The sequence below is a fragment of the Aquirufa sp. genome, from assembly GCF_964796385.1.
In genome coordinates this window covers 1-15,263 of record NZ_CBAUBA010000047.1, presented here as the reverse complement: position 1 = coordinate 15,263, position 15,263 = coordinate 1, and the positions used below count along the sequence as shown (strand labels likewise).

At 42.7% G+C, this 15,263-nt stretch carries 15 protein-coding genes; 10 read left to right on the top strand and 5 right to left on the bottom strand.

The window, feature by feature from the left end; translation table 11 throughout:
• Positions 1-105: 105 nt before the first annotated feature.
• From AC1W6K_RS11135 to madM, 7 genes are all read left to right on the top strand, one after another.
• On the top strand, positions 106-852 hold the full coding sequence (locus AC1W6K_RS11135) for a glycoside hydrolase family 30 beta sandwich domain-containing protein (RefSeq protein WP_481947546.1): 747 nt from the start codon (positions 106-108) through the stop codon (positions 850-852).
• A gap of 150 nt (positions 853-1,002) precedes the next feature.
• Complete coding sequence (locus AC1W6K_RS11130; protein ID WP_481947545.1) at positions 1,003-2,370, top strand: Gfo/Idh/MocA family protein; 1,368 nt, start codon at positions 1,003-1,005, stop codon at positions 2,368-2,370.
• Positions 2,367-4,826: a PIG-L family deacetylase gene (locus AC1W6K_RS11125; RefSeq protein WP_481947544.1), complete on the top strand. Its 2,460-nt coding sequence runs from the start codon at positions 2,367-2,369 to the stop codon at positions 4,824-4,826. Before AC1W6K_RS11130 ends, AC1W6K_RS11125 begins: the two co-directional genes overlap by 4 nt.
• A gap of 118 nt (positions 4,827-4,944) precedes the next feature.
• Positions 4,945-5,241 (top strand): Dabb family protein, encoded by a 297-nt coding sequence (locus AC1W6K_RS11120; protein ID WP_481947543.1) that lies wholly within the window; start codon positions 4,945-4,947, stop codon positions 5,239-5,241.
• A 149-nt stretch (positions 5,242-5,390) separates the two neighbouring features.
• A complete protein-coding gene (locus AC1W6K_RS11115; RefSeq protein WP_481947542.1) occupies positions 5,391-6,842 on the top strand; it encodes an acyl-CoA synthetase in 1,452 nt (483 codons plus the stop codon).
• 1 nt (position 6,843) lies between these two features.
• Positions 6,844-7,200 carry a malonate transporter subunit MadL gene (gene madL, locus AC1W6K_RS11110; protein ID WP_377982413.1) on the top strand — a complete coding sequence of 119 codons (357 nt, stop codon included), beginning with the start codon at positions 6,844-6,846 and terminating at the stop codon, positions 7,198-7,200.
• A 1-nt stretch (position 7,201) separates the two neighbouring features.
• Complete coding sequence (gene madM / locus AC1W6K_RS11105; protein ID WP_481947541.1) at positions 7,202-7,963, top strand: malonate transporter subunit MadM; 762 nt, start codon at positions 7,202-7,204, stop codon at positions 7,961-7,963.
• A gap of 64 nt (positions 7,964-8,027) precedes the next feature.
• Here madM and AC1W6K_RS11100 read toward each other — a convergent pair whose 3' ends face one another.
• Positions 8,028-8,321, bottom strand: a complete 294-nt coding sequence (locus AC1W6K_RS11100; RefSeq protein WP_481720823.1) for a hypothetical protein — start codon at positions 8,319-8,321, stop codon at positions 8,028-8,030.
• A 91-nt stretch (positions 8,322-8,412) separates the two neighbouring features.
• Between AC1W6K_RS11100 and AC1W6K_RS11095 the strand changes: the two genes are divergently transcribed.
• Positions 8,413-9,480 carry a helix-turn-helix transcriptional regulator gene (locus tag AC1W6K_RS11095; protein WP_481720821.1) on the top strand — a complete coding sequence of 356 codons (1,068 nt, stop codon included), beginning with the start codon at positions 8,413-8,415 and terminating at the stop codon, positions 9,478-9,480.
• Here AC1W6K_RS11095 and AC1W6K_RS11090 read toward each other — a convergent pair whose 3' ends face one another.
• From AC1W6K_RS11090 to AC1W6K_RS11080, 3 genes are read right to left on the bottom strand one after another with little or no spacing between them, the layout of a single operon-like run.
• Positions 9,481-9,828, bottom strand: a complete 348-nt coding sequence (locus AC1W6K_RS11090; protein ID WP_481947540.1) for a helix-turn-helix domain-containing protein — start codon at positions 9,826-9,828, stop codon at positions 9,481-9,483.
• Between the two features lie 42 nt (positions 9,829-9,870).
• Complete coding sequence (locus AC1W6K_RS11085) at positions 9,871-10,692, bottom strand: ThuA domain-containing protein (RefSeq protein WP_481947539.1); 822 nt, start codon at positions 10,690-10,692, stop codon at positions 9,871-9,873.
• A 4-nt stretch (positions 10,693-10,696) separates the two neighbouring features.
• The gene (locus tag AC1W6K_RS11080) at positions 10,697-12,070 is read right to left on the bottom strand and encodes a M20/M25/M40 family metallo-hydrolase (protein WP_481947538.1); all 1,374 of its coding nucleotides are present in this window, start codon (positions 12,068-12,070) and stop codon (positions 10,697-10,699) included.
• A 67-nt stretch (positions 12,071-12,137) separates the two neighbouring features.
• Here AC1W6K_RS11080 and AC1W6K_RS11075 point away from each other — a divergent pair, with 67 nt between their 5' ends.
• Both AC1W6K_RS11075 and AC1W6K_RS11070 read left to right on the top strand, forming a co-directional pair.
• Positions 12,138-12,854: a DUF4197 domain-containing protein gene (locus AC1W6K_RS11075; RefSeq protein ID WP_481947537.1), complete on the top strand. Its 717-nt coding sequence runs from the start codon at positions 12,138-12,140 to the stop codon at positions 12,852-12,854.
• Positions 12,851-14,923 carry a penicillin acylase family protein gene (locus tag AC1W6K_RS11070; RefSeq protein WP_481947536.1) on the top strand — a complete coding sequence of 691 codons (2,073 nt, stop codon included), beginning with the start codon at positions 12,851-12,853 and terminating at the stop codon, positions 14,921-14,923. Before AC1W6K_RS11075 ends, AC1W6K_RS11070 begins: the two co-directional genes overlap by 4 nt.
• Positions 14,924-14,980: 57 nt before the next feature.
• Here the strand turns inward: AC1W6K_RS11070 and AC1W6K_RS11065 are convergent.
• A partial coding sequence (locus AC1W6K_RS11065; RefSeq protein ID WP_481947535.1) for a glycosyltransferase occupies positions 14,981-15,263 on the bottom strand: 283 nt, incomplete at its 5' end.

Below are 15,263 nucleotides of genomic sequence, written 5' to 3'. Positions count from 1 at the left end.
AAGAAAAAATACCGCGATTTTAGCGGTATTTTTTTGCCCTTTAAAATATCAGGACACCAATTTCAAAAAAAAATCAATATATTGAACCCCAATTAAACCTATACGATGAATCGGATTTTGACCTGTAGTATATTGCTACTAGGTGTTTATCAAACAATGCTAGCGCAAGTTTGGGTATCTCAGCCTAAACGAGCGGATATGTGGCACGAAAATCCAAGTCTCTCATTTCAATCTGGCCAGTCTACTGGCATCATCATCAACTCTCAAACTACGTTTCAGTCCATCGACGGTTTTGGCTATACGCTCACAGGTGGATCTGCTGATGTCATTCTAGCGTTAGCACCCGCTGAGCGCACAAGCTTATTGCATGAATTATTTGGTACCCAAGCGGGACAAATGGGTATTTCAGTCTTGCGTATAGGGGTGGGGGAAACCGACTTAGATGGTGAGGCATATAGTTATGATGATATTGCGGGAGATGTTTCCCTACGTAAATTCAATTTAGCCAAAGCTTTGGAGTGGAATTTAGCGAATAATTCTAATTTTGGCCCTATTACACCCGGCGGATGTACGGAATGTAAAGGCGCACTCACGATCTCAAAAGAAGGTGAAATTAGCCGAAATCAAGCCTATTACATTATCGGCCAAGCATCGCGAATTATACCTACGGGATCTGTCCGCATTGATTTACAAGGTTTACCTAAAGGACTAAACGGAACAGCCGCCAAACGACCTGATGGCAAAATTGCCCTAATTTTACAAAATGAAACAAGTAAATTAATAACAACAAACCTCAACCTAACCGGAAAATATGCGGAAGTGGAAATTCCGGAGGAGGGGGCGGGAGCATAAAATTAGAGTAGAGAGTAGAGAGTAGAGAGTAGAGAGTAGAGAGTAGAGAGTAGAAACTGGCTACTGATTACTGACGACTGATTACTGACGACTAGCGACTAGTGACTAGCGACTGAATACTGACAACTGATTACTGAAAACTGACAACCTATGAACCTATTCAACATTAACCGCCGACATTTCCTCAAAGGAGCTTCGGCAAGTTTAGCGCTTTCGACATTCGGGGCGCATGGAATCGATTTAGTTAATCCTGCCAAACCACTACGTGTCGGTTTGATCGGTGCGGGGTGGTACGGCAAAAGTGACCTATTTAGGCTCATGCAAGTGGCACCGGTAGACGTGATCGCTCTTTGTGATCCAGATAGAAACATGTTGACACATGCTGGAAAGCTCGTTGCCGCACGTCAAACATCCCGCAAAACACCCCGTTTATATGGAAATTACCAAAAGCTATTGGCTGAAAATCAACTTGACATTGTCCTGATTGGAAGCCCGGATCATTGGCATCCTTTGCAAATGATAGATGCTGTGAAAGCAGGAGCCCATGTATATGTGCAAAAACCTATTTCAGTGGATGTTTTAGAAGGGGAAGCCATGGTTGCTGCAGCCCGAAAATATGGCAAAACGGTGCAGGTGGGTACACAACGCAAGTCAACTCCCCATTTAATTCAAGCCAAAAAAGATATTATTGACGCAGGCTTATTAGGTAAAATCGCTCATGTGGAAATGTATTGTTATTACCACATGCGCAACAATGGTAACCCACCTATTCAGGCGGTGCCTGACTTTTTTGACTATGACCAGTGGACGGGTCCCGCTCCATTGCGTGCATACGATGGACTACCTCACACGCGCTGGTGGAGAACATTCAATGAATATGGAAACGGCATCGTGGGTGATATGTGTGTCCACATGTTCGATACCGCTCGTTGGATGCTAGGGCTCGGTTGGCCTAAGCGCATTAGTTCCGAGGGTGGAATCTATGTTCAAAAAGAAGGCAAATCAAACATTTCAGATACGCAAACGGCCGTTTTTGAATACGATGGGCTGAATTGTGTTTGGCAGCACCGTACCTGGGGAACACCTCCCGATCCTGAATATCCATGGGGACTTACGATCTATGGTGAAAAAGGAACCTTGCGTATGAGTACGATGAAATATGATTTTACGCCAACGGACCCGAAGGCGCAAAAATTACATGGCGATTGTGTCTTTGAGAAAGAAAAATACCCGGAAGATTTAACGGAAGATCGGATTGAATTAAATGCGGCTCCGGCAACTAGATTACACATGTTGGACTTCCTAGCTGCCATCGACAAAGGCACCAAACCAATCGCAGATATCCAAGAAGGTCATATTTCAACGGCCTCATGTATTTTGGCCAATGTTTCGATGAAATTAGGCCGACCGCTTTCCTACGATCCATCAACAAAAACAGTTATTAACGATCCAGAGGCAACAGCCTTGTTGGCGAGAACCTATCGCCAACCGTGGTCACGCAATGAATTAAACGCATGAAAAAACTAATTCTCGCTTTATTGTTAATGCCTAGTTTAGCGTGGGCACAAAACGGTCTCCAATTACTTGAAAATTTAAAACGCATTGAATCAACTGGTACCGTGCTGCACATTGCCGCACACCCAGATGATGAAAGCACACATATGTTGGCCTGGTTCGCCCAAGAACAACATTGGGAAACCAATTACTTTGCTTTCACGCGTGGCGATGGGGGTCAAAACCTCATCGGCGATGAACAAGGTATACCTTTAGGATTGATTCGAACGCAAGAACTTTTAGCTGCGCGAAAAATCGATGGCGCAAATCAACACTTTTCGCAGGCCTTCGATTTTGGTTTTTCAAAGTCTACGGATGAGGCATTGAGTTTTTGGAATAAAGAATTGGTGCTTTCCAATTTAGTATATGTCATTCGTAAACTACGTCCAGACATCATATTCACACGTTTTCCACCCGATGCACGCGCAGGACATGGGCACCATTCGGCGTCTGCGGTGTTAGCGATTGAAGCGTATCAGGCTGCTGCAGATCCAAAACGCTTTCCAGAACAATTGAAAGGGGATATCAAACCTTGGAAAGCAACGCGATTGCTTTGGAATACCTTTCGTTTTGGTAGTTCGTCAACGATCGCAGAAGATCAATTCAAGATTCAAATTGGAAATTTCTTACCTAGTATAGGCCAAAGCACGGGGGAATTAGCTGCATTTAGTCGGAGCCAGCACAAATCACAGGGTTTTGGATTTGCCGTAGATCATGGAAAGTCAACTGAATATTTTCAAACCTTGGGAGGAGTTGCACCTAAAAATTCAATTGAAGAGGGAGTGCCAAACCATTGGCAAATTAGCCAAGCTGGTGCTGAAATTGAGCGAATGATCGAACTGCTTATTCGAAATTATCAAACAGAAAAGCCTTATTTGAGTATTCCAGACATGATTCAGGTACGTAAAGCATTGAATAAACTGGATGATTCGTATTTGAAATCAAAGAAAATCAAGCAGATTGATGAATGGGTTGTACAAGCAGCAGGTATACATTTTGCAGGAAATACGAATCGGGGAACTATCGCACAAGGTGATCCCATGATGATTAAAACGGAATTTATCGTTCGTAGCCCGATTCATGTGACGTCATTGAAACTTGCTATTGGCGAAAAAGATACGGTATTGAAGGAGCCTGTTATTCCTTACAAACGCGTAAATTGGAACCATACTCAACTGGTTCGTCAATCAATCACACAGCCGTATTGGTTAGTAAATACCAAAGAAACCGGGCATTTTGTGGTGAAGGATCAAGAGAAGATTGGCCAAGCAGCATCAGATCCTGCACTATTGGTTCATGCCTTTTTGACCATCGAAGGGGAAAAATTACAGATCAGTCGGCCTATCCAGGAGCTCGTGGTAGATCCAGTTAAAGGGGAATATTCCCAACCGATTGCGATTACGCCACGCAGTATATTTCAAATCAATCATCCCAACATTTTATTACCGAAAGGTTCGGGGGATTCTAAGTCGTTTGATATACAAATAAAGGCCATGGGAGCCATCGCAGCGGGGAAAGTTGATGTATTTAATCAAGCCGGAACTCGTTTGGGAACATTGGATCTTCCGGAAGGTCTAGCCATGGGAATGAGCAAAAATGTCCCAATTACCGTACGCGAGAAAGATCAAAAATTTGATGGTAAGGAGACTTGGAAATTGCAATTGGCCTATGAAACAAGCCGCGGAAATTGGGTTGATTCACTACAAATGGAAAGTATTAATTACCCGCATATTCCTGTACAGCGTTATTTTTCACCTGTAACTGTCAATTTACTTCATATTGATTTCAAGAAAACAGGTAAGCGCATTGGATACATTAAAGGAGCGGGAGATAAGGTACCGGAAAGTTTGGAACAGATGGGGTATCAAGTGGATTACCTACTTGAATCTGATTTGAAGGCAACGAATCTGGCTCAGTATGATGTGGTTTTGACAGGTGTTCGAGCACATAATACAATAGATTACCTTCCAAATGCCCATGCAGAATTAATGAAATATGTGGAGCAAGGTGGAAATTATGTGGTTCAGTACAACACTCAGAGTAATTTAGGTCCATTAAAAAGCCAAATGGGCCCATACCCTTTGGCCATTACCCGTAACCGAATTACTAAAGAAGAAGCTACACCAAAATTCTTGGTGGATCTTCCTATTTTTCACAAACCAAATGAGATAAAAGAATCTGATTTTGCTGATTGGGTTCAAGAACGCAGTATTTACTTAGCTGAATCATCCGATCCAAACTTTAAATTTCCATTAGCATTTACTGATCCGGGTGAAGCGGAACAAAAGGGAAATATTGCTGTGGCTCGTTACGGAAAAGGTCAATTTATTTATACAGGACTAGTTTTCTTCCGCCAATTACCTGCTGGAGTACCAGGGGCGTGGAGGTTAATGGCGAATGTGTTAGACGTTGGACGTTAGACGTTAGACGTTGGACGTTGGACGTTAGACGTTAGACGTTAGATAAGAAGGTAGAGACGCGATACTTCGCGTCTTAAAATAAATTAGACGCGAGGTATCGCGTCTTTACATAAAAAATATGTTACACCACAGTGTATTTTTAAAATTCAAGTCGGAGACCTCAGCGGCTGAACAAGCCTATTTCATAACGGAATCAAGAAAGCTCTCCCAAATTCCGGGTGTAATGAATCTGAAAGTTCTACTCGAATTCAATGCTACCAATCCGTATACACATGGATTGGGTATGGATTTTGAGGATCAAGCAGCTTATGATTTATATTCCAATCATCCGATTCACAATCACTATGTGCAGGAAGTTTGGTTGCCGAGGGTGGAAATTTGGCAAGAAATAGACCATAGAGAGATTAGAGAGTAGAGAGTAGAGAGTAGAGAGTAGAGAGTAGAGAGTAGAGAGTAGAGAGTAGAGAGTAGAGAGTAGAGAGTAGAGAGTAGAGAGTAGAGAGTGATTTTAATGATGTCTAGCGTCTGATTTCTAGCGTCTGACGTCTAATGTCTAAATTTTGAATGATAAATATATTTTCTAATTCCCGCCAATACGCTGGAAAAACAGCGATCATTTCCGAAGGAAAATCATATAGTTATAGGGATTTACACCAGTCAGCAGAGCAATTTGCCTATACACTTTTAGCTGGCGAATCAGATTTACAGGAAAGCCGGATAGCATTTATGGTGCAGCCGGGCTTTGACTATGTGCGGGTACAATGGGGAATTTGGCAAGCAGGAGGGATCGTTGTTCCCCTATGTTTAAGCTATCCGATACCATCCTTGCGCTATACGATAGAGAATTCGGGTGCGAATATCTTGGTTGTCTCGCCTGAATTCGAAGATTTAATGAATGATTTGGCATCCGAATTGGGTTGTCGGTTCATTGTCCTTGGAAAAAATGAGAGTGGAAAAACGCAAATTTTACCTGAAATCGACGATTCCCGAAGTGCCATGATCTTGTATACGAGTGGAACAACGAATTTACCAAAAGGGGTTGTCAGCACGCATGCGAATCTGAATGCCCAGATATGTGACTTGATTGAAGCCTGGAAATGGACTTCAGCAGATTCAACTGTTTGTGTCTTGCCATTGCACCATGTACATGGTGTGGTTAATGTAGTTTCTTGCTCTTTGTGGGTGGGTGCTAGTTGTGAATTTATGCCAAATTTCAGCGAAAAGGGCATATTTGACTTAATTACAGAAGCGCGAATTAATGTGTTTATGGCGGTGCCAACGATCTATTTTAAGCTAATCAATTATTGGGAGGCGCAACCAGAGGATGTTCAAGTGCAGTTGACAAATGCGTTGGCCAACTTACGTTTGATGATTTCTGGCTCAGCTGCTTTGCCCGTTTCGGTCATGGAACGTTGGCAAACGATTTCGACTCATTTGTTATTGGAACGTTATGGAATGACGGAAATTGGCATGGCTTTGAGTAATCCATACGATGGACCACGCGTAGCGGGACACGTAGGTTATCCGCTTCCAGGTGTATCTGTTCGCTTATCAGAAGAAGGTGAAATACAAGTCAAAGGGGCGAACGTCTTTAAAGAATATTGGCAAAAACCAGAAGCGACTTCGGAATCATTTACGGAGGATGGTTGGTTCCAAACAGGTGACATCGCCGCGTTGGACGAACTGGGCGGCTACCGTATTTTAGGTCGGAACTCAGTCGATATCATTAAATCAGGGGGGTACAAAATATCTGCCTTAGAAATTGAGGAAGTTTTGCGTCAATATCCAGGCATTAAAGATTGTTCCGTTGTGGGATTACCCAATAATGAATGGGGAGAATTAGTTGCTGCAGCGATTGTCACGCAAGGGCTTGTCGATGAAAAGGCCTTAAATTCCTGGATGCGGGAACAAATGCCTGCATACAAAACACCGCGTAAATACCTAACAGTAAGCGAATTACCTCGAAATGCGATGGGAAAAGTAACCAAAAAGGATGTTGTCAACTTAATTCAATAAGATGTTATTACGTGGAGTGGCCTTATTGGCCGGTTGTTTTATTGCAGGTCAATTACTCGGTGAGACCTTAGGAAGATTATTGGACATAGAAGCCAATGTAGGTGGCGTGGGCTTTGCGATGTTGTTTTTAATTTTGGCTCAGAATGAATTAGAAAAAAGAAATCTATTTCATGTCGAAATGGGTGAAGGAATTTTGTTCTGGAGTAAAATGTACATCCCCATCATCGTGGCGATGTCGGCCATCCAAAACGTTCGTGTAGCCTTTACCAATGGAATGCTGGCGGTTTTGGCAGGCATCATTCCAGTAATTATTTGTTTATCACTCATGCCTTTGTTGGCCAACAAAAACCAACGCTAACATGAATTACATCGAAACATTACTGGACAAAAATGGATTAATGGTGGCATTTTTAGTCACTGGACTCATCATGTTTGCGGCCGAGGGTATTTCCAAATTCGTATTTAGAAAGAAAATACCAGGATCTGCTATTGCCATTTTTGCCGGATTAGTTTTAGCCTATTTTGCAGGCGTGCTGACAGAAGGCAAAAATGGAATTGCGGATTTAACTGGTTTGAGTGGTTTTAAACAAATGGGGGGACCTGTATTTCGGGATTTCGCCATCGTGTCTACAGCGATGGGTGCCAGCTTTGCCGTGATCAAAAAAACGGGACTAGTAGGTATTTTCTCCTTGTTTCTTGGCGTATTCATCACGTTTTCAAGTGGAGCTTTACTTGCGTTTTCGATGGGAATCACGGATGCGGAGAGTTTGGCAACAATTGGAGCGGGAGCATGTACTTTTGTTGTAGGACCGGTTACGGGAACTGCCGTAGGAGCGAGCTCGGACATCATCGCCATAAGCATTGGTGCGGGTGTAATTAAGTCTATTTTGGTGACCATTGGAACTCCGCTAATTGCCAAATATATTGGTTTAGATAATCCAAAATCTGCGATGGTATTTGGAGGTTTATTAGGAACGACGAGCGGTGTGGCCGCAGGACTCGCAGCCACAGATGCAAAACTTGTACCTTATGGCGCCATGACGGCCACTTTTTATACGGGACTTGGATGTTTGCTATGTCCGTCAATCTTATATTTTGCACTGAAAGCGATCACAAACTAGACAATAGACGCTAGACGTTAGACATTAGACATCAGACATTATACAAGACGCTAGAATTTAAAGTCTAACGTCCAGCGTCTAACATGCGTAATCCACTTCCAATCGCCATAACGAGCGCATAAAACGTGAAGGCCAACGTATATAAACCGTCTGCCTCGGTTTGTCCAAAAACATGATATGGAGCAATAATAAAGCCTAAACAGCTTAGAAATAAAATCGTGATAAGGCCGATTTTTATCCAATTTGAACGACGTGATTTTTTCAAGGCAAATGCTAATAATATTCCTTCACTAACATAACTGAAAATAAATACCACCAAAAGACAGGTTAACAACGATTTGATTGATTGTGTGATCATAAGTTTTGCTTTTTTGTTGGTACAAAGCTAGATTAGTTGACCGCCACCATTTGGCGGTTAAAAAGAAATTTCATAGCTTTAAGAAAAAAAGATGTTAGCGACGGACCGACTGAAAATTTTGAATGGCTTGTTTCTGCAAAAAGCATTTGCAGTGAATTTGGCAAGTATTTCATCTTATTTGCAGGATGAACACGATATTTCTGTCTATAGCGAACGGACATTTAATCGAGATATTCGAGAGCTTAAGGAATTACTGAAAACACGCTATCCGACGCTCCAAGATACCTTTGGTGAATTACTGCGATTTTCGCGTGCCACGGGAAATTACCTATACATACGCGATGACATTAGCGCTTTCCCTACATTTTCAGATCGTGAGTTGCAACAAATAGCTTCATCAATTGAGGCCAATAAGCATTTATTTTCCGGTGGAGCAGGTGAGGGGGTTGTCAATAAATTACGTGCCATCGCATTAGAGAATACCCTGTCGCAATACCACGAAGTATTACCCTGGTCGGCCATTGAACTCGTAAAAGACGGTGCACGCTCCGGGGCTGATTTAATGCCTATCATTTTGGAAAACATTTATGCGAAACGTGTGGTCGACTTCAGCCATCGCGGTTTATCATCACAGTCCAAACAAAAAAAAACACGCGGATTACCCGTATTGCTTAAAGAATACAATAATGGTTGGTACACCGGCTGGTATGTACTTTTCCAACCGGTCAGCCCAGATGAGGTTCAGATTAAGGTTGACCTAGACCAACTTCAATTATACGCCTTAGACCGGATTGTAGAGGTGAATTCCGTGGCAGTTCAACCGCGTGTGCGGATACATCCAGACTTTAGGCCTGCGGATTATTTCAAAAATTGCTTAGGTCTTTTTAGAAGTAGTAGTCTGACGGCTTCAAAAATTCGCTGTTGGCTTTCCAAAGACAGTTGGATGCTAAACTACATTGAAAAATATCCGATTCATGCGAGCCAAGAAATCAATCTTTCAAACGACTCCTCGGTAGAAATACGACTAAATCTGGAGATTGACCAAGAAGTAGTTAATTTCTTCTTACGCTATGCGCAAGAAATTCGCGTGCTTGAGCCAGTAGAATTAGTGCAGCAAGTAAAATTGGGTTTGAAAAAAGGGCAGGAGGTTTACAGCTAGTTAAATAAACACCTCCGCAGGTAATTGAAAAAATTCTCTCAAACGCTGAGCCATCTTCAACGTTATCTCGCGCTTGCCCGAAAGAACGGCTGATACATGCCCTTTAGAACCAATCAAAGGAACTAAATCCTTGGATTTAATTCCCATTTCATTCATTTTAAGAATAATGACTCGAAGTGGATCCATGTTTAACAAAGGAAAATTTCGATCATCATAGTCTTTGATCAAGACAATTAATAACTCTAATTCATCAAGTAAAGGACCTTCCTCCTCCACGTGAAAAATCTCTATCATGCGTTTGGCAGCTTTAGCATAATCTTTTTTAGTTTTTAAAACTTTCCATTTCATTGTATGAATTTACTAAAATAGTTTGCAAAATGCAAACTATCGTTAATTCACCCAAATCCCCTCATCAAACTTCACCGACTTCGCCTTCGAATAATCAATTTTCTTAACCGAATCGAGTACATATTTTAAGCCTTGCCACACATGATTGATGTAAACAGGCTCTTGGTAATTCGCCTTATCATGCCCCAGCGTCGTCACCCACACATGTCCACCTTGAAAATGCTGCGTCCAAACCGCCGGAAAATACCCCTTAAACGATCCGCTATATTGGTTTACCAAGTCCGCCTGCTTCACATCCAAACTACTCAAATCATGCATCATCAGCACCTGAATGCCCGGATATAACTCTTTCCCGAAATAACACTCATCCTCTTTTTCCCAGCGCATCGGAACTCCCTGCATCGAAGGATGGGCCGCATTGATATTCAATATCCGAAATGGCTGAAACTTCGCATGCCACGAGAACGTTTCACCCACCATCATCTTAAACCACGACCATTTCCGCTCCGTACCCGTCACGGAATGCACCCCTACAAAGCCTCCACCTGCCTCCACATAGTGCCGAAATGCCAAACGCTGCGCATCCGATGCAAAAACATCATTATTGGTACTCGTAAAAATCAACGCTTGATACTGAGCTAAATTCGCCTCCGTAAATACAGCAGGATCATCCGACACGTCTACCTGAATTTGATGCAACTTTCCTAACTCCTGAAAACAGGCAACAGCCGCTGGAATATTATCATGCACATAACCTGGTCCGTTTTTGGTATACACCAAAACCCGCTGACCCTTTTTCGGCACTGAATAGACCGAAAAAACCACAAAAATACTAGCCGCTAAACATAAAATAATCGTTTTCATTCGCTTAAGGATTTACACCGTATTGATCAATTAAATAAATAATGGCTGCAATATTAACCGCACCTAACAACAACTCCCGCTTATTTACATTTTCAAATACATCCGTTTTCGCATGATGTAAATCAAAATAACGCTGACTATCCGGAACCAAGCCCGCAATGACCGTCGCTGGGTTTATACGGGCCAACGGCCCAATATCAGTTCCGCCTCCACCTAAGGTCACCTCCGTACCATACGGCCTCAATAGGGTAGACCAAGCCTGAAATTTCTGGAAGGCTGCTTTGGGCGCCGTGATTCCAATCGAACGGGGAGTGAAGCCACCCTCATCGCTTTCCAATGCAAATATGTGATTCTCATTATTTATCTTGGCCTGATTCGCATATTCATTGCCTCCACGAACCCCATTCTCCTCATTGGCAAAAAGCACAAAGCGAATCGTACGCTTTGGTTTATAATTTAAGGCCTTCATGACGCGCAAAACTTCCATCGTATGTACGACTCCGGCGCCATCATCATGGGCTCCTTCGTTGACGTCCCAACTATCCAAATGGCCGCCCAACGTAATATATTCATTCGGGAATTCCGAACCTTTAATCTCAGCCACCACAATATGGTCATCCACATCTGGCAAGAAATTACCATAGGTTTGCATTTGAACTTTTACAGATCCTTTTTGAGCTAATGCGTACAGCATCTTAGCATCATTTGGCCCTAAAGCCACCGCTGGGATCATCGGTAAATCATTTTCATACGTCATGGATCCAGTATGCGGCGCATTATCTGGAGCTGTACTCAACGAATGAATCATGATTCCCAAAGCACCGTATTTAGCTGCGCGCGATGCACCTGACCGACGATACACACCGCTCTCACTATAAGCCCGAAACGTTTGAATTATTGTTGGGTCAAAAACACTATGGAAATAAACAATCTTACCCTTTACCTCATTCTTCCGCTTTTCCAATTCATCAAAATTGGCCACCGCCAATACCTCAGCCTCAATCATGCCATTCGATCCCATCGAATTTCCCAGCGCTAATGCAGCCAAAGGTTGAACACGTGCCTCACCTTGAACGCCTACAATTGCGGAAAAATCAGCACCTCCACGCTTCCAATTAGGTGATTTGCAGGCTTGAAGAAATACCTTATCCGGTCCTAACAATTCCATATTCCGCTTTCCCCACGTAATCGCTTGTTGATGCTGCGGCGATCCGGCCAACCGGCCACCAATTTTTTTCGTCAATTCATATAACAACTCATACGCTTTTCCGTTACGCATAATGTCATCCGAAATCTTTTTTATGAAAAGACTGTCGGCCTGCGCAAACGATAAAATAGGGATAAAAAGAGCTAAGAATAAAGTAAGCGTGACTTTCATAGAGACCTATAGATTTCTTGGACGTTAAATATAGTGATAAAATTAAAAAAGACTTAATTTTAAGGATATGACCTACCTACGCATCCTTGCCATCTTATTCCTTTCACTGCAGTTGAAAGCACAGAATTTAAACGGCATACTCAAGAAAGCCCAAGAAATTACAACAAAACCCCAAATCAATCCCGCTGATATATCAGCAGGATTAAAAGAAGCCTTGACACTTGGGGCAGAAAAAGGATGTGCTGATTTAGCTAAGCATGATGGCTTTTTCAAAAACGCCGCCCGTAAAATCGCCATGCCCCCTGAAGCACGAAAGATAGAAAGTACGCTGAGAAGTATGGGTTTAAACCAACTCGCCGACGCGTTCATTCTTAGCCTAAATCGTGCTGCAGAAGACGCCTGCAAAACGGCAGCTCCCATTTTACTGCAAGCCATCAAAGAAATGACCGTCACGGATGGACTTTCTATCTTACGTGGAAATGAGCGCGCAGCAACTGATTACTTACGCAGCAAGACGCAGGACCAACTGACCGAACAATTTAAACCTACCATTCAAGCTTCTTTGGCGACCGTTCAGGCCACCAAATACTGGGATCAACTCAACAAAGCCTACCAAGCTATTCCATTTAGCAACAAAAGAATGAATCCTAATTTGGCCGACTATGTCACAGAAAAAGCCCTGCAAGGGATCTTTGATGAAATCGCGTTACAAGAAAAAGAAATACGCTCGAACCATGTGGCTAGAACATCCGCGCTACTTAAACGACTTTTCGACAAACCATGAAAAAACCTTTACTCGTACTTATTTACTTTGTTGGCCTAGTTTCAAATGCATTCTCTGAAGATCCCACCATCCGTACCAACCAAATCACCATCGCGCGCGACAGCTATGGCGTACCACACATTTTCGCACCTACAGATCCAGAGGTGGCGTATGGCTTAGCTTGGGCACACGCGGAAGACGACTTCAAAACCATCCAAACACTCATTTTGACAGGTAAAGGGAAGCTGAGTACCTACCTTGGCAAAAAAGGAGCACCCGTGGATTTTGTCTTTGGACTATTGAATACGCGGCAAGTGGTGGACCAACAAATCAAATCGATGGATCCCGCTTTCCTCCAGTTGTTACAAGGCTATTTACAAGGAATTACCGCTTATGCCAAAGCACACCCATCCGACGTATTAAACAAACACGTATTTCCCATTACTTTAGAGGATTACATTGCGACATCCATGTTCTCCGTAGCCATTTTCTGCGGCGTGGATAAAACACTTCCTAAGATTCTCGATGGATCAATTCCGCACTTAAAAGGATTTACGGGCGAGGGTAGTAATGCCTTTGCAATAAAAAGTACTAAATCTGCGTCAGGGGAGACGATGATGGTCATTAATGCGCACCAGCCCATTGAAGGCGCCACTGCATTCTATGAGGCCCACGTACAAAGTGAAGAAGGTTGGAATATTTTAGGCGGTTTATTTCCCGGTGGACCCCTGATTTTTCATGGAGTGACGCCAAATTTAGCTTGGGCACATACCGTAAATTTTCAAGATAAAATCGATGTATATCAGTTGGAAACCGACAAGGATCATCCAGGACAATACAAAGTGGATGGCGAATGGCTAAACTTAGAAAAAAGAAAAGTCAAATTAAACATCAAAGGCATTCCATTCTCCGTGGGCAAAATGGCATATAAATCGATCTATGGACCGACCTTAAAAACGCCAAAAGGAGCATATTTCTCGATCCGACTACCTTCCTTGATGGATGCGGGTGCATTGCAACAATGGTATGCAATGAATCGGTCAACAAATTTCGCTGAATTTAAAGCTGCGTTGAATCAGAATCATTTGCCCATGTTTAACATCATGTATGCAGATAAGTCAGATAACATCTTTTACATCTCGAATGGCAAGATGCCGTATCGCAATGCGGACCCAAAATACAATTGGGCCTCCACGCTGCCCGGAAATACCCGTGCGACGCTTTGGAAAACATTCAAACCTTTAGATGAATTACCGCAGTATAAGAATCCGTCAAGTGGGTATTTGTTTAATACGAATCATTCGCCCTTTATGGCCACGGCGGAATCCGAAAACTTAAATCCAGCCAAATTCGATAAAAACGATGGCTACGAAACCTATCACAATAATCGGAGCCGGAGAGCCAAAGATTTAATCGATAGCTTCGATAAGATCAGTTGGACCGATTTAAAACGCATCAAATTTGATCGCCAACTACCCGCTAAGATCTTATATCCCTATGGTTGGGATGCCTCTGCGATTTTCAAATTGGATGCTGCAAAATATCCAGCATTATCGACCATTATAAAGGGTCTTAACCAATGGAATCATGTGACGAATGTGGAGAGTGTGGGTGCTTTATATTACAACATTGCCTACTACAATGCTTCCAAAATGCGCTCCAATGGATCCAAAGATCCTCTATCCGAAGCTGAAGCCGTGCAGCTGTGTCAATATGTACATGATTTCTTACTGAAGCATTATGGCCGTTTGGATGTAACCTTAGGTGAATACCAACGGCTAAAACGCGGAAATGAAGATTGGCCTCAGGCGGGCATGCCGGATGTATTAGCAGCAGTGATGTCGGAACCATATGGTGAGTCAAAGCGTAAGATGATTAGTGGAGATGCCTACATCGGTTTTGTCAAATTCCCTAAAGATGGAGGCTTACCACTTATTGAGACCGTGAATACGTTTGGAGCGAGTTCGCATCCAGAATCCAAACATTTCGCGGATCAGCGAGCGATGTATCAGGCCCAACAAACCAAGCGGATGACATTGGATAAGGCTGAGGTATTAAGAACGGCAGAGCGCATCTATAAGCCAGAATAAATGTGCGATGCTATTCATCGTAATTAAACGCGGACTAATCCTATTGAACTCAAATTTCTACAGATTTGAATCTTGTATTGTTTTGTGATATACCTCCTGTAGATTTTTAGCGATGTTTTCTTCACTAAACTTTAATGCAAATTCGTTGCCATTTTTGATCATCTCATTTTTTAGGAATTTGTCAGCAAGAATCTGAGCGATAGACGCAGTCAATTCAATTTCGTCGTGTGGTTGAAAATATAAACTATGTGGACCTCCAGCTTCCTCTAAACAGGACCCTTTTGCGGCAATCACTGGAATACCACTGGTTAAAGCCTCTAAAATCGGAATACCAAAACCC

What these genes read in the sequence shown, in the direction of transcription:
- AC1W6K_RS11100 (WP_481720823.1), bottom strand. Translation starts at nt 8,321, where the DNA reads ATGATCACACAATCAATCAAATCGTTGTTAACCTGTCTTTTGGTGGTA.
- AC1W6K_RS11070 (WP_481947536.1), top strand. Translation starts at nt 12,851, where the DNA reads ATGAAAAAACCTTTACTCGTACTTATTTACTTTGTTGGCCTAGTTTCA.
- AC1W6K_RS11115 (WP_481947542.1), top strand. Translation starts at nt 5,391, where the DNA reads ATGATAAATATATTTTCTAATTCCCGCCAATACGCTGGAAAAACAGCG.
- AC1W6K_RS11080 (WP_481947538.1), bottom strand. Translation starts at nt 12,070, where the DNA reads ATGAAAGTCACGCTTACTTTATTCTTAGCTCTTTTTATCCCTATTTTA.
- AC1W6K_RS11135 (WP_481947546.1), top strand. Translation starts at nt 106, where the DNA reads ATGAATCGGATTTTGACCTGTAGTATATTGCTACTAGGTGTTTATCAA.
- AC1W6K_RS11125 (WP_481947544.1), top strand. Translation starts at nt 2,367, where the DNA reads ATGAAAAAACTAATTCTCGCTTTATTGTTAATGCCTAGTTTAGCGTGG.
- madL (WP_377982413.1), top strand. Translation starts at nt 6,844, where the DNA reads ATGTTATTACGTGGAGTGGCCTTATTGGCCGGTTGTTTTATTGCAGGT.
- AC1W6K_RS11120 (WP_481947543.1), top strand. Translation starts at nt 4,945, where the DNA reads ATGTTACACCACAGTGTATTTTTAAAATTCAAGTCGGAGACCTCAGCG.
- AC1W6K_RS11085 (WP_481947539.1), bottom strand. Translation starts at nt 10,692, where the DNA reads ATGAAAACGATTATTTTATGTTTAGCGGCTAGTATTTTTGTGGTTTTT.
- AC1W6K_RS11090 (WP_481947540.1), bottom strand. Translation starts at nt 9,828, where the DNA reads ATGAAATGGAAAGTTTTAAAAACTAAAAAAGATTATGCTAAAGCTGCC.
- AC1W6K_RS11095 (WP_481720821.1), top strand. Translation starts at nt 8,413, where the DNA reads ATGTTAGCGACGGACCGACTGAAAATTTTGAATGGCTTGTTTCTGCAA.
- AC1W6K_RS11075 (WP_481947537.1), top strand. Translation starts at nt 12,138, where the DNA reads ATGACCTACCTACGCATCCTTGCCATCTTATTCCTTTCACTGCAGTTG.
- AC1W6K_RS11130 (WP_481947545.1), top strand. Translation starts at nt 1,003, where the DNA reads ATGAACCTATTCAACATTAACCGCCGACATTTCCTCAAAGGAGCTTCG.
- madM (WP_481947541.1), top strand. Translation starts at nt 7,202, where the DNA reads ATGAATTACATCGAAACATTACTGGACAAAAATGGATTAATGGTGGCA.